Origin of the sequence: Borrelia puertoricensis, from assembly GCF_023035875.1 — a bacterium.
GTDB classification, from domain to species: domain Bacteria; phylum Spirochaetota; class Spirochaetia; order Borreliales; family Borreliaceae; genus Borrelia; species Borrelia puertoricensis.
On record NZ_CP075396.1, the window covers coordinates 25,183 to 39,328 of the forward strand.

The window sequence follows — 14,146 nt, forward strand, 5'->3', positions numbered from 1 at the left end:
AAAGGAGGCACGTGATAATGAAAAGAATTACTTTATGTGCGTTATTTTTGACTTTATTTTTACTCTTATCTTGTAATACTTCAGGAAAAAATCTTAAAGATGATGAAGTGGCTAAATCTGATGGCACTGTTATTGATTTAGCTAAAATAACTAAGAACATTACAGACTCTGTTGCTTTTGCTAAAGATGTTAAAGACGTTCATACTTTAGTTATGTCCATTGATACTCTTGCTGGTGCTATTGGTAAGAAAATCCAAAACGGAGATACTCTTGCTGATATGGCTGGTAAGAATGGATCATTGCTTGCTGGAGCATATAATGTTGCTTTGGATATAAATAGTAAATTGACAGTATTAGAGGGTAAGGCTGGACTCTCTTCTGTGCTTAAAGCAAAGGTTACTGCTGCTAAAACTAGTGGTGAATCATTCTCAAATAAATTGAAAACAGAACATACTGACCTTGGTAAAGAAGATGCTAGTGATGATAATGCAAAAGCAGCTTTACTTGTAACAAATGCTACTAAAAATAAAGGAGTTACTGAACTTGAAGCACTCAACACAGCAATTGATGCATTGTTAAAAGCTGCTAATGATTCAGTAACAGCTGCAATTAATGAGCTTACAACTTCTACTAAACCCTCTAATACCTAAGGGATAAATAATTTAATTTATTATTATAAGATTAGTTTTTAATCAATAGTAATTATCTCATAAAATAAAGTCTATAAATAATAAGCTAAGAGTATTCTTCTCTTAGCTTATTTTCCTTCTTTAATTTTTCCTTTACTTCCTTTACTACTTTATTATACTTCCTTTAGATTCCTTATGATTACTTATTAATTTTAGACTTATTTTTATGCTTTGATTTTACCTTGTTTTACTATTTAATAGTAACTTATATTGCTTATTTTTACTTCTTAGCTGTGGAAGTGGTACTACTAATATGGAAGATCCTAAAACCACATTCTTATCTTCTATTGCTAATTTGGGTAAGGGGTTCTTAGATGTTTTTACTTCTCTTTCTGATATGGTTGCTGGGGCTTTTGGCATTAAGGCTGACACTAAGAAATTTGACATTGGTAAGTATTTTACTTCTATTGAAAACACTATGACATCTTTTAAAAAGAAATTACAGACGGAAGTTGCTAAGAATGGTAACTATCTAAAGATAAAGGAAGTTGTTGATACGTTTATCACTAACACATTAGACAAGATCGCAGAAGGGACTAAGACAGCTGCTAGTGGGGCTACTGGTGACGATAAGATTGGTGGTGCTCCTACTACTGGTCAGGATCCTGCACCTGTTGATGCTACGAGTGTCAATGCACTTGTTAAAGGGATTAAAACTATTGTTGACGTAGTTTTAAAATCAAATGAGGGAAATGCTACTGCTACTAAAACAGCAGAAGGTGATAAAAAAGACATTGGAAAATTATTTGAAAATAAGGATAGTGCTACTGAAACTGAGGCTGCTAAGGCTAGTGCATCAATCGGAGCAGTAACTGAGGCTGACATCTTAAAAGCTATTGCTAAGTCTGGAGAGACTGCTGATAATAGCAAAGATATTGAGGCGGCGACAGATGCTGCAAGTATTGCTGCTGCTAAGAAGGAAGATAATAAAAAAGAAATTAAAGATTCAGCAAAGAAAGATGCAATTATTGCTGTTGGCATAACACTTCGGGCAATGGCTAAGAGTGGTAAGTTTGCTGCTAAGAGTAATGAAGAAAAATCTGCTCATGCAGTTAATGGAGCATCAGCTAGTGCTGTTTGTAAGGCTTTAAGTACTCTTATTATTGCTATTAGAAAACCGTTGATAGTGGATTAAAGTCTATTAGTGAAGCACTAGCAGCCGTTAAACAAGAAGATAAAGCTGTAGATTTTACTATTCTTGCAGAGGCAGCAGCTAGTGGACAGAAACAATAAATAATTATTAATAAACATAACTAAATAAAGTCATTTGAGGAAAACTATTCTCTTTATGAGAACCGTTTTCCTTTTTTACTACTTTGTAATAATACTCAGGTCTAAATCATAGTGATAGCAATCCTTGAATAACAGATTGATTTTAAGACTACATTTGAGCTTTTTTATGAGATAAAAAAATAGACTAAATATTTATGTTATGGTTAGGTACCCTCTTAAATTACATATTACTAACATAAGGTTCCTATCATACTTAAGATATTATATAATGATTACATAAGGAGCTTTTATGCAAGATTCATCACTACATTCTGTTGAGAGTACACAAATTTTTAATGGGCATATTACAGAGGAGATTATATACCAAGAATTTGTTAAGATGGGTATGCAAGATTTTATTGCGAATGATCTCTCTAAAAGATATTACCGTAATGAACTGACTTATAGGGATATTGAGTATTTAGAGACTACTTTTAACCTTAAGCTTGAAATGTTAGAGCGTAGTTTAAAATCTGAGATTATTTCTGTTAAAACTGAACTTGATAATAAAATAGACTCTGTTGAGAATAACTTAAATGTGAAGATTGATAATGTTAGAAATGAGGTTTCTCTTGTTAGAAAAGATATGGAAATTAATAGGGTGGAGCTTGATAATAAACTTGATAAAACCGCATCAGAATTTAAAAGTACATCAAGATTACATAATTGGATGTTTGGAACTCTAATTACCCTAAATATAGGAATTTTTTTAACATTAATGTCTATAGTCTATTCATTGTTGAATAAGTGAATTTAAGTTAAATAAACCTCTTCTTTATTTGATTGTATATCAGTTATTTTCTTATCAAAATCATTTAATTATTTATCAATAACAATTAATATTGTTAATTGTTATATCATGCCCAATTTCTTTAAGATTATAGGCACTATAATCTTAGTTTTTGTTTTTATTTTATTCAAAGATTGCTAACCATCTTGCCTACCCTGAGTTAATAAGGAGGCACGTGATAATGAAAAGAATTACTTTATGTGCGTTATTAATGACTTTATTTTTACTTCTTAGTTGTGGCAGTGGTAGTGCTAGTGCTGAGGATCCTAAAACCACATTCTTAAACTCTATTGCTAATTTAGGTAAAGGGTTCTTAGATATTTTTACTTCTCTTTCTGATATGATTACTGGGGCTTTGGGTATTAAGGCTGATACTAAAAAGAGCGATATAGGGAAATACTTTTCTGATATTGAAAAAACTATGACATCTGTTAAAAAGAAATTAAACATTGTAGTGGCAGAGAATGGTAACTATCCAAAATTAAAAGAAGTTGTTGATACTTTTATTACAGGCACATTAGACAAGATCGCTGAAGGAGCTAAGACAGCTGCTACTGGGGCTGCAGGTAATGCTATTAGTGAGGTTGTCAAATCTAATGCTGCTGGTGATGGTCCTGATGCAGAAAGTGTAAAGAACCTTGTTAAAGGGATTAAACAAATTGTTGATTTGGTAATAAAAGAAGGTAATGGACAAGCAGATAAAACTACCCCAGCTGATGATGATAAAAAGAATATTGGTAAGTTATTTGGAGCTGAAACTGCCGATGATAAGGGTGCTGAAGAGAAACATGTAGCGGCTGCTAGTGCATCAATAGGGGCGGTAACTGGGGCTGACATATTACAAGCTATTGCTGCTGCTAATGCTGATGCTACGAAGGGTGGTAAAGTTAAGGAAGTGAAAGATGCAGCAGGTTTGGCTTTAGCTAAGGGTACTTCTACTGCTAATGATGATCAACTTACTACTGCAGAATCCAAAAAAGATGCAGTGATTGCAGCAGGAATAGCATTAAGAGCTATGGCTAAAGATGGTAAATTTATTGTTAAGGATACTGCTGAAAAGAAGACTGAAGCTGAGTCTGCTAAAGGAGTTGCTGCTAGTGCTGTAGGCAAAGCATTAAGTACTCTTATTATTGCTATTAGGAATACTGTTGATACTGGTTTAAAGTCAATTAGTGATGCTCTAGCAGCTGTTAAACAAGGAGATAAGTCTGCAGATTTTACTACACCTGCAGAAGCAGCAACTACTGGACAACAACAATAAAGGATTAATAACAATATACATAACTAAATAAAGTCATTTGAGGAAAACTTTTATCTTTGTGAGAATTGTTTTCCTTTTGTTTGTATTTTTGCCCTTGTGATGTAATAAGGAGGCACGTGATAATGAAAAGAATTACTTTATGTGCGTTATTAATAACTTTATTTTTACTTCTTAGCTGTGGCAGTGGTACTACTAGTGCTGAGGATTCTCAGGGTAGATTCTTAAAGTCTGTTATTAGTTTAGGTAATGACTTCTTAAATGTTTTTACTTCCCTTTCTGATATGGTTGGAGGGGTTTTAGGGTTTAATACTACTACTAAGAAGTCTGATGTTGAAAACTACTTTAAGACTATAGAAAAAAGCTTAACAACAACTAAGACATCCCTTGAGAAAATTGTTTCTGACATGAAATCTGAAAAGAATCCTAATGCAGAGGCTACTGATACGGCAGTGAAAAAACTAGTTAGTGAAATACTTAATAAAATAATTGAAGGAGCTAAGACTGCTAGTGAGGTTATTGGTGATGCTGGCGACCCAATTGGTAATGTTGGTGCTAATAATGCTGCTGGTGTTGTTGGGACTGAAGTCGATAAATTAGTTAAGGGTATTAAAGATATAGTAGCTGTGGTACTTAAAGAAGGAAATCCTGAGGCGGGTACTGATAAAAAAGCCGAGGATCTTAGCGCAAGAACAGCTAATGGTAATGGTGAAGCAGGTAAATTATTTGCTGCTAATGCTGGTGATGATGCTAATGCAAAAAAGGTTGCAGCTGATGCAGCTAAGGCTGTTGGGGCTGTAACTGGCGCTGACATCTTGAAAGCCATGATTAAAAATGGTGCTAATTCTGCTGTTGAGGCTGCCAAGGCTAATGCTAAAGATGGAACTATTGCAGGTGCTATTGCATTAACAGCTATGGCTAAGGATGGTAAATTTGCTGGTCCTACTGCTGATAGTGTTGATTATGTTACTGCTGCTAAAGGAGCAGCAATAAGCGCAGTAACTAAAGCATTGGGTACTTTAACTATTGCTATAAGAAATACTGTTGACGTGGGACTTAAAACTGTTAAAGATGCTATGAAATTTAATTCTACTGATACCCCTGTAACTACTGATAATACAACCTCTGAAACTAAAAAATAATCACAGAATTAATAACAAATACATAACTAAATAAAGTCATTTGAGGAAAACTATTTCTCTATTCATGAGATTCGTTTTCCTTTTAGTTGTATCTTGCCCTCCTGAGGTAATAAGGAGGCACGTGATAATGAAAAGAATTACTTTATGTGCGTTATTAATGACTTTATTTTTACTCTTATCTTGTAATACTTCAGGAAAAAATCTTACAGATGATGAAGTGGCTAAATCTGATGGCACTGTTATTGATTTAGCTAAAATAACTAAGAACATCAAAGACTCTGTTGCTTTTGCTAAGAGTGTTACAGAAGTTCATTCTTTAGTTAAGTCCATTGATGAGCTTGCTAAAGCTATTGGTAAGAAAATTCAGAATCAAGATACACTTGGTACTGATAGTGGTAAAAATACTGCATTGATAGCAGGAGTTTTTAGTATCACATTAGATATAGTAAAAAAATCAAAAGCTTTGCAAATTTCAGAATTTATTAAAGATCAACAAAATTTAACCCAAAAAGTTAGTGGTGTTACGACTGCAGCTGAAGCATTTATAAATAAGTTGAAAAATAAAACTGGTGAGTTAGCGGTTGATAGTGGAGCAACTACTGATGATAATGCACAAAAAGCTATAGATAGAAATGGTAAGCCTAGTGGGGAGAATGGAGCAAAAGAGCTTGGTGATTTAAATACAGCAGTTGATACTTTGTTAAAAGATGCTGAAGCTGCAGTAACGTCTGCAATTAAGGAGCTTTCAACTTCTGTTAAACCCTCTAACTAAAGATAAATTATTATTATAAGATTAGTTTTTAATTGATCGTTATTTTCTTATAAAATAAAGTCTATAAATAATAAGCTAAGAGTTTGCTTCTCTTAGCTTTTTTTGTTCTTTTATTTCTTTATTTACTTCCTTTACTACTTTGTTATACTTCTTATGATTCCTTTGATTTCTTTTTTTCTTTTGGTCCTTATATTTATTCATTGATTTTATCTTGTTTTATCATTTGATGATAATTTATATTGCTTATTTGTAATTTTATTTTTACTTTTTAGTTGTGGCAGTGGTACTACTGGTGCTGAGGATCCTAAAACCACATTCTTAAACTCTATTGCTAATTTAGGTAAAGGGTTCTTAGATGTTTTTACTTCTCTTAGTGATATGGTTGCTGGAGCCTTTGGTATTAATGCTGAGACTAAGAAATCTGACATTGGTAACTATTTCACTTCTATTGAAAACACTATGACATCTGTTAAAGAGAAGTTACAAGATCAAGTTACTAAAAATGGGAATTATGAGAAAGTTAAGACAGTTGTTGATAAGTTTATCACTAACACATTAGACAAGATCGCAGAAGGAGCAAAGGAAGCTGCTAAAGGGGCCACTGGTAGCGATGCTATTGGTGGTGCTACTACTGCTGGTCAAGATGCTGTAGCAGCAGACACTACAAGTGTTAACTTACTTGTTAAAGGGATTAAAGAAATAGTTGGTGTGGTTTTGAAAGATGGTGATGGAGATGCTACTAAAACCAAAGATGAACAGCAAAAAACAATTGGTAAGTTACTTGGTGCTAACGCTAATAGTACTGATGCAGAGGCAGCAGCAGCTAGTGCTTCAATCGGAGCTGTAACTGGGGCTGATATCTTACAATCTATTGCTAAGTCTGGTGAGACTGCTAATAATGATGTTGAGATTGAAAAAGCAAAAAATGCTGCTGAGATTGCTGCTGCCAAGAAAGAGGCTAATAAAGAAATTAAAGATGAAGCACAAAAGGATGCAGTTATTGCTGCTGGAATAGCTCTAAGAGCAATGGCTAAGGATGGTAAATTTGCTGCTAAGACTGAAGAGAAATCTGCCAATGCAGTTAATGGTGTTGCTGCTAGTGCTGTAAACAAAACATTAAGTACGCTAATAATAGCAATAAGAAATACTATTGATAGTGGGTTAAAGACAAGCAGTGATGCACTAGCAGCTGTTAAACAAGAAGATAAATCTGCAGATGTTAATACACCTGTAGATGCAGCAACTAGTGGACAATAATAAATTATTATCAATAAAATATGCATAACTAAATAAAGTCATTTGAGGAAAACTCTTCTCTTCATAAGAATTGTTTTCCTTTTATCTATATATTTGTAATAATACTCATATTTAAATAGTACTGATATCAATTTTAATAACATATGATTAGTTTAAACTAATTAATAAACTAAAGAAAATATACACTAAATATTTATGTTATAGTTAGGTACCCTCTTAAATCATATTTTACTAACATAAGGTTCCTATAACAGTTAACATATTATATAATAATTACATAAGGAGTGTTTTATGGGACTTGCTCAACCAGTAGTTACTCAACAAATGGTTATAGCTGAACTTACTAAAGCTGGTATAAATAGAGATATTGCTATTGATCTCTCTTACAGATATTATAAAAATGAGCTTACGCACAAGGATATTGAGTATTTAGAGACTACTTTTAACCTTAAGCTTGAAAAGGTAGAAGCAACTTTACAAGCCGATATTAGAGACCTTGATAATAAAATTGACAACGTTAGAAATGAGTTAAAATCTGATATTAGAGACTTGGATAACAAAATTGATTCTGTTGAGAATAATCTTAACATCAAGATTGATAACGTTAAAAGTGAATTAAAATCTGACATTAGAGACCTTGATAACAAAATTGATTCTGTTGAGAATAATCTTAACATCAAGATTGATACTAAATTCAATGAACTTGATAATAAGATTGATAACGTTAGAGGTGAATTAAAATCTGACATTAAAGATCTAGATACTAAAATCGATACTGTTGAGAATAATCTTAACATCAAAATTGATACTAAGTTCAATGAACTTGATAATAAGATTGATACTGTTAGAATTGAATTGAAATCTGATATTAAAGACTTGGATAATAAAATTGATGTTAACAAAATGGAACTTAAGAGTACATTAAGACTTCATGGTTGGATGTTTGGAACTCTAATTACCCTTAATATAGGAATATTCTTAGCATTAATGTCATTATTAGTAAAGTAGATTTATTTAATTGAGATATTATCAATTATTTTTTTTTATCAAAATCATTTAATTTTTCGTTAACAACAATCAATATGGTTTATTGTTATATCATTTCGAAGTCTTTTTTGCCTCTTAAAAAGTAATAAGGAGGCACGTGATAATGAAAAGAATTACTTTATGTGCGTTATTTTTGACTTTATTTTTACTTCTTGGCTGTGGCAGTGGTACTACTAAGATGGAAGATCCTCAGAGTAGGTTCTTAAAGTCTGTGATTAGTTTAGGTAATGATTTCTTAAATGTTTTTACTTCCCTTTCTGATATGGTTGGAGGGGTTTTAGGTTTTAATACTACTACTAAAAAATCTGATGTTGGGAACTATTTTAAGACTATGCATGATACTCTTTCATCTACTAAGACATCTCTTGAGAAAATTGTTGCTGACATGAAATCTGATAATAATCCTAATGCAGAGGCTACTGATACCGCTGTAAAATCTCTAATTACTAATACTCTTGATCAAATAATCCAGGGTGCTAAGACTGCTAGTGAGGCTATTGGTACTGATAGTAATGACCTGCTTGGTAATGTTGCTGCTCAGAATAACGGTGGTGCTGCTGGTAGTGAAGTCGATAAACTAGTAAAGGGTATTAAATCAATTGTAGATGTGGTACTTGGTGAAAAAAAAGGAAATTCCGATGCTGGGGATGATAAAAAGGCTAGTGATGGTTCTACTGCAAGAACCGCTGCTGCTGGGGATGGTGAATCAGGTAAATTATTTGCTACTGGTGCGGGAGCTGTTGGTGATGTTAACAATTCAAAAAAGGTTGCAGCTGATGCTGCTAAAGCTGTTGGGGCTGTAACTGGCGCTGACATTTTACAAGCTATGATTAAGGATGATGGTGATGCTGTTAAATTAGCTACTTCTCAGAATGCTGGAGCTGCCCCTAAAGATGCTACTATTGCAGGAGGTATAGCACTGCGAGCGATGGCTAAGAATGGTAAATTTGCTGGTCCTAGTGCTGCTGCTGATGATGCTGTTACTGCAGTTAAAGGTGCAGCAATAAGTGCAGTTACTAAAGCATTAGATACTTTAACAATAGCAATAAGAAATACTATTGACTCAGGCCTTAAAACTATTAAAGATGCTATGAATATTAATCCTACTGATACTACTTTAACTAATGATAATCAGGCTTCTGAAGCTAAGAAAAACTAGTTAGAATTTAATAACAATATACATAACTAAATAAAGTCATTTGAGGAAAACTTTTCTTTTCATAAGAATTGTTTTCCTTTTGTGTTTATATAGTCTTTCTGAGGTAAAAAGGAGGCACGTGATAATGAAAAGAATTACTTTATGTGCGTTATTTTTGACTTTATTTTTACTTCTTAGTTGTGGCAGTGGACAACAGTCGGTTGATTCGGCTAATGGTGGCGGGGCAGCTACAGGAGGGAGCAGTTTAAGTTCTGTTCTCATGGATGTAGGTAGAAGTGCTAAGAATGCTTTTTATGCATTTTTAGAGCTACTTTCTGGTACATTAGGTTTTACTGCTAAATCAACTACAAAGAAAGAGGATGTAGGAGGGTATTTTAACAGCTTAGGTGCTAAGCTTGGAGACGCATCAACAGAATTAGAAAAGATAGCAAAAAAGTCAGAGACAGAGCTTGATAAAGGTGAGCTAAACAAGATAATTAGAAGTGCAGTTGATTCTGCTAAGTCTATTTTAAACACATTAAAAACTCATTTGGACTCTTTAAAAGATATCGGTGATGCTAAACCAGTAGGTGAGGCTGCAAGTAATGCTCAAGGCACAGCACCAACTGATGTTGAATTAAAGAAAGTATATAATGCATTGAAAGGAATTGTAGAAGAAGCAGGTAAGGTAGGTGTTCCAAAGCCAGAAGCTGGAAATGTAGCAGTAAAAGTAGGTAATGCAGATAATAAAGATGGAGTAAAAGTCTTAGCTGCAGGTGCTAATGCAGGAGCAGCTGTGGGAGATAAAGCCGCAGCAATAGTAGCAGCAGTTAGTGGTGAAGAAATATTAGCTTCAATAGTTAAGTCACAAGAAAGTGATGCTGATGCAGCACTAGCAGTTGATGCAACTGCACAGACAAGTGCACTAAAGTTTGCAAGAGGAGGAAGTGATACAGGTCAGTTAGCAAAAGATGTAGCTAAAGCAGCAGCTGTAGCAGGAGGTATAGCATTACGTTCTTTAGTTAAGGATGGTAAATTAGCTGCGAATAATAATGATGATGACAAAGTAGTACAAGCAGTAGGAGTAAGTGCAGTAAATAAGTTATTGGTATCAATAGAGGATATAATTAAGAAGGCAGTAAAAGAATGTTCTTGAGAAAGCAAAAGAAAAAATAGATAAAGCTAGATCCCCAAAACCAGCAGCTCAGCAGTAAAATAGATAGTTAGATTCATTACTTAAAATTAAGATTAGAAGGCAAACTTATCTCTAAGTCTGCCTTCTATATTAGTTGTAATGAAATTAAAAAGTTGAATAGTTCGGTAGTAATGCAGAGAATCTTCAAACCGTATTTTAACCTCTTATAGTTAATTTAGTTTATTTGTTCCTGTAGCAATCTTGTTTAATGTTAAGAAAGGTTAAGATAAATCTGTTTATGCAGCTAATGGTGTTGTTATTAGTGCTAATTCTAAGACATTTAATCTATCGCAAGAACTGTTTTTAGTGCTTGTAAAGTAATTTCAACAGTATTTTTAATAGCAATTAGAAGATATACTAAACGATTAAATAATAAAATAAATCTTGAAATGCTATTACACCTGCAATTTTAACAGTTAACATAAATAACTAGTACAAAATAAATATATAACTAAATAAAGTCATTTGAGGAAAACTATTCTTTTTATAAGATTCGTTTTCCTCAAATGACTTTATTTATATAGATATTTGTACTAAAGATAAGACAGTAACTTTTATTCAGTTCCATATTAATTAGGTGTAAGTAAGTATTATGAGATTAGTTTTGATTAGTAAGTGAGTAAAATTATTCTGAAAGTAAAGGTAGGAACCAGGTTTCTTAGTTTTTGTTTTTATTGAATGATATGTTTACTTTAGTTAATTGTTTTTTGATTATTTATTTTTTTAAGTTTAAATTGGATGTGATTGATTACAAGTTTTAGATTAAGATTATATTTTTGTTCTTTATTGTATAAATTTACTTATTAAAATAATTTTGAATTACCTTTAATTATTACAGAATAGAATAATTGAGGTTTTATGGAATTTATTTTTGTTATTTAAAATAAAAGGGTGTACATTTGTCAGTAATTATTGTATTTCAATATCGAGATTCAATAATTAAATAATCTAATATCCCAGGAGGGAGATATGAAGAGAAATATTTTATCAGTATGTATGTTAGCATTATTATGTTTGTTATCATGTGATATGAATGCCCTTAATGATTTATTAAATGAAGTAAGGGAAAAGGTTTTAGATGAAAGCAAAGATAATAAATATTTAAACCATGAACAAGGAAATCAGGAACAAAAAGAAGTTGTTATAGATTCTCTTGAAGAAGGAGTAGAAATACAACAAGACATGGAAGTAAAACCTGTTAATGCGGGATTTGAGGTGTTTAGGCAAGAGTATCCATACTATCCTCAAGAAGAAGTAATAAAAATAGAAGAAAAAGATTTAGTTCCAAGTACTGAATCCGAAAAAGAAGCACAAGCAGAAATTGAAAAAGTAAAAGGTGCTCTTGGAGATTCTGGATTCCAGCAATTAATTAAGAATGCACTTGAGCTTAAAGATAGATGTGAGCGAGGAAGAGCTGATTTTTATGATATAATGGGAAAAATTCAGAGTGAAAGAATATCACTAACCAAAAAGCGTAAGGAAAATATAGAAAAGATAAGAAAGTTAACTCAATTGCAAAATAAGTTAAATGATGAAAGGTCTAATCTCGAGAGGCTTATGAATGAAGTTGAGGTTGGACTTAATGAAAGAAGTTCTGCAAAATATTTTTTTGAAGATTCTGAAAAGATTTTAAAAGAAGCTATTACTGACAGATTAAGAAATAACAAACGTAGAAGTTACTGGTCAAGAAGAGGGAATGGTGATTTTCTAGCTAGAAAGGCACGAAGTAATGCGGAAAGTTCTTTAGAACAACTAGAATCTTCTTCTGTGAAGTTAATTGAAGCAATGGCAAAGATAAAAGAAATAGAAGAACTTATTAGTGAGGCAAAGTCTGCTCTAGGTAATCTTTCAAGATAGAGACTGAAAAATTTAAATATTTTATAATATTAGTATTTTCAAGAAGAGTTCCTTTATAAGGGACCTTCTTTAATTTTATTTAAATAAGTTTCTAAAAACTATATAATGATTTAAATTGAATAACTAGTGAATTATTTTAAGGTGTTGAGGTGTAATTGTTTTGAATACTGATATTGAGAGAGAAGATTTATTAAATAAGGAATATAAGGTTTTAGATAAAGGCTTTATCAAACTTGTTGATTATATGGGTAGTGAGGAGAGAATATTGAATGCAGCAAGGATTTCATATCGAGGTGAGAGAATTAGGAGGACAGATGCTGAACTTATAGATTATTTAGTTAGAAATGAGCACACAAGTCCATTTGAACAAGTGGTTTTTACATTTTATATTAAGGCTCCTATATTTGTTGCAAGGCAATGGATGAGACATAGAACAGCAAGGATTAATGAAGTATCTGGTTCATATAGTTTTCTTAGAGAAGAGTTTTATGTGCCTTTAGAGGAGGATCTAAAAATACAAAATATTGAGAGTAATCAAATTGAAGCTAATTTTGCAAAGAATGTGTTAAGTGATTTAAGAGAGAGTCAAAAAACTTGTTACAAGTTATATCAAGATATGATAAATAGTAATGTTTCAAAAGAAGTTTCTAGAATAGCTTTACCTTTAAGCTTGTATACTGAATGGTATTGGCAGATTGATTTAAATAATCTTTTTCATTTTATCAAATTAAGGTTGGCATTAAATGAATCGAAAGAGGTTAGTGAAAATTCATCAAAAGAGATGAGTGAATATGCCAAAATATTGCTTGATGTTATTGAAAAGCTTGTGCCTATTGCTACTAAAAGTTTTAAGAATCATATCTTAAAAGGGTGTAGGTTGTCTTATGAAGAGATAATAGCTATTTCTGGTGCATTAAATATTAGTAAACTCAAATTGGATGATAAGGCATTAAATAGATTAAAAGATAAGCTTAATATTAAATAATAAAAATAAAGTTTTTCTATTATTCTGTTGAATAACAGTAATAATGAGATATACTTTATAAAAAGTAAGTTGATGTTGGATTTTGTGTGTGAGAGAGAAGATAAATTTTATATATAGAATTGTATTTATATTTTGTATAATTTGTTTTGTAAGTTGTGAATTATTTAAAAATTCTGATAATAAAGGTGATTTATTTCAAAATCTAGGGCATGTTAATTTAAAGTCAGATTGGAGAGATAATCTTAAGCTTAATAAAGAAGAGTTTGATACATTAACTTTTTTTGTTAATGCGTTAAAAAATGAATTACCTAAGGGTGGTTCAAGTCATTTTGATATTTATTTACAAGGAGATGTATCTAAAATAGAGGGATATATTAAAAGGTTTTTATTAAAACTGAATGATAAGGGAAAAGTTAAAGAATTACTTAAGCATATTAAATATGGCAAAGATAATCCACTTAATATAGAGGGTAGAGATGAAAAGCTTAATATAGATGCAAAAGATTATTATAAAATAGAGAAAAGACTCACTGATGTTTTTGATAATTATTTTATGTTTTTAAATCCTCCTAGTTCTCCTTCAGGACCACCTCCTCTTATTGAAAACGATCCTGAAGAGAAAGTATTTGAATCAATTAAAAAAGTGTGTTATGAGCATAGACATAGAAATAAAAACTAAATCGTACAGAATGAGATTTTTAAGATTAGCTTAACTAGTATTTTATACTATTAAAAACTAAACTA

General features: G+C 31.8%; 12 protein-coding genes and 2 pseudogenes. 13 read left to right on the forward strand and 1 reads right to left on the reverse strand.

Going from position 1 to position 14,146, the window contains the following annotated elements; all coding sequences use genetic code 11:
- Positions 1-17 precede the first annotated feature (17 nt).
- From bpuSUM_RS08625 to bpuSUM_RS08650, 6 genes and pseudogenes are all read left to right on the forward strand, one after another.
- Positions 18-650, forward strand: coding sequence for a Vsp/OspC family lipoprotein (locus bpuSUM_RS08625; RefSeq protein ID WP_430644678.1), 633 nt, complete (start codon positions 18-20; stop codon positions 648-650).
- A 253-nt stretch (positions 651-903) separates the two neighbouring features.
- A pseudogene (locus tag bpuSUM_RS08630) lies at positions 904-1,922 on the forward strand (variable large family protein); the annotation flags it as partial.
- A 289-nt stretch (positions 1,923-2,211) separates the two neighbouring features.
- Positions 2,212-2,712: a Bdr family repetitive protein gene (bdr, locus tag bpuSUM_RS08635; protein ID WP_247067983.1), complete on the forward strand. Its 501-nt coding sequence runs from the start codon at positions 2,212-2,214 to the stop codon at positions 2,710-2,712.
- Positions 2,713-2,932: 220 nt separating this feature from the next.
- On the forward strand, positions 2,933-4,012 hold the full coding sequence (locus bpuSUM_RS08640; RefSeq protein ID WP_430644679.1) for a variable large family protein: 1,080 nt from the start codon (positions 2,933-2,935) through the stop codon (positions 4,010-4,012).
- A gap of 122 nt (positions 4,013-4,134) precedes the next feature.
- Positions 4,135-5,151, forward strand: coding sequence for a variable large family protein (locus bpuSUM_RS08645; RefSeq protein ID WP_247067985.1), 1,017 nt, complete (start codon positions 4,135-4,137; stop codon positions 5,149-5,151).
- 127 nt (positions 5,152-5,278) lie between these two features.
- Positions 5,279-5,923, forward strand: coding sequence for a Vsp/OspC family lipoprotein (locus bpuSUM_RS08650; RefSeq protein WP_247067987.1), 645 nt, complete (start codon positions 5,279-5,281; stop codon positions 5,921-5,923).
- A 75-nt stretch (positions 5,924-5,998) separates the two neighbouring features.
- On the opposite strand, the gene bpuSUM_RS09915 is transcribed toward bpuSUM_RS08650, so the two are convergent.
- Positions 5,999-6,124 carry a hypothetical protein gene (locus tag bpuSUM_RS09915; RefSeq protein WP_283848866.1) on the reverse strand — a complete coding sequence of 42 codons (126 nt, stop codon included), beginning with the start codon at positions 6,122-6,124 and terminating at the stop codon, positions 5,999-6,001.
- Between the two features lie 51 nt (positions 6,125-6,175).
- On the opposite strand from bpuSUM_RS09915, the gene bpuSUM_RS08655 reads away from it, so the two are divergent.
- The 7 genes and pseudogenes from bpuSUM_RS08655 (at position 6,176) to bpuSUM_RS08685 (ending at position 14,081) form a co-directional block, all read left to right on the forward strand.
- Positions 6,176-7,180: a variable large family protein gene (locus tag bpuSUM_RS08655; protein WP_247068019.1), complete on the forward strand. Its 1,005-nt coding sequence runs from the start codon at positions 6,176-6,178 to the stop codon at positions 7,178-7,180.
- Between the two features lie 291 nt (positions 7,181-7,471).
- Positions 7,472-8,188: a Bdr family repetitive protein gene (gene bdr / locus bpuSUM_RS08660; RefSeq protein WP_247067996.1), complete on the forward strand. Its 717-nt coding sequence runs from the start codon at positions 7,472-7,474 to the stop codon at positions 8,186-8,188.
- 142 nt (positions 8,189-8,330) lie between these two features.
- Positions 8,331-9,386 (forward strand): variable large family protein, encoded by a 1,056-nt coding sequence (locus tag bpuSUM_RS08665; RefSeq protein ID WP_247067998.1) that lies wholly within the window; start codon positions 8,331-8,333, stop codon positions 9,384-9,386.
- 124 nt (positions 9,387-9,510) lie between these two features.
- Positions 9,511-10,579, forward strand: a pseudogene (locus bpuSUM_RS08670) (variable large family protein).
- Positions 10,580-11,529: 950 nt separating this feature from the next.
- A complete protein-coding gene (locus tag bpuSUM_RS08675; protein ID WP_247068000.1) occupies positions 11,530-12,417 on the forward strand; it encodes a P12 family lipoprotein in 888 nt (295 codons plus the stop codon).
- 160 nt (positions 12,418-12,577) lie between these two features.
- Positions 12,578-13,402, forward strand: a complete 825-nt coding sequence (gene thyX, locus bpuSUM_RS08680) for an FAD-dependent thymidylate synthase (protein WP_247068007.1) — start codon at positions 12,578-12,580, stop codon at positions 13,400-13,402.
- A gap of 88 nt (positions 13,403-13,490) precedes the next feature.
- Positions 13,491-14,081, forward strand: coding sequence for a hypothetical protein (locus bpuSUM_RS08685; protein WP_247067731.1), 591 nt, complete (start codon positions 13,491-13,493; stop codon positions 14,079-14,081).
- The last annotated feature ends 65 nt before the right edge of the window (positions 14,082-14,146 follow it).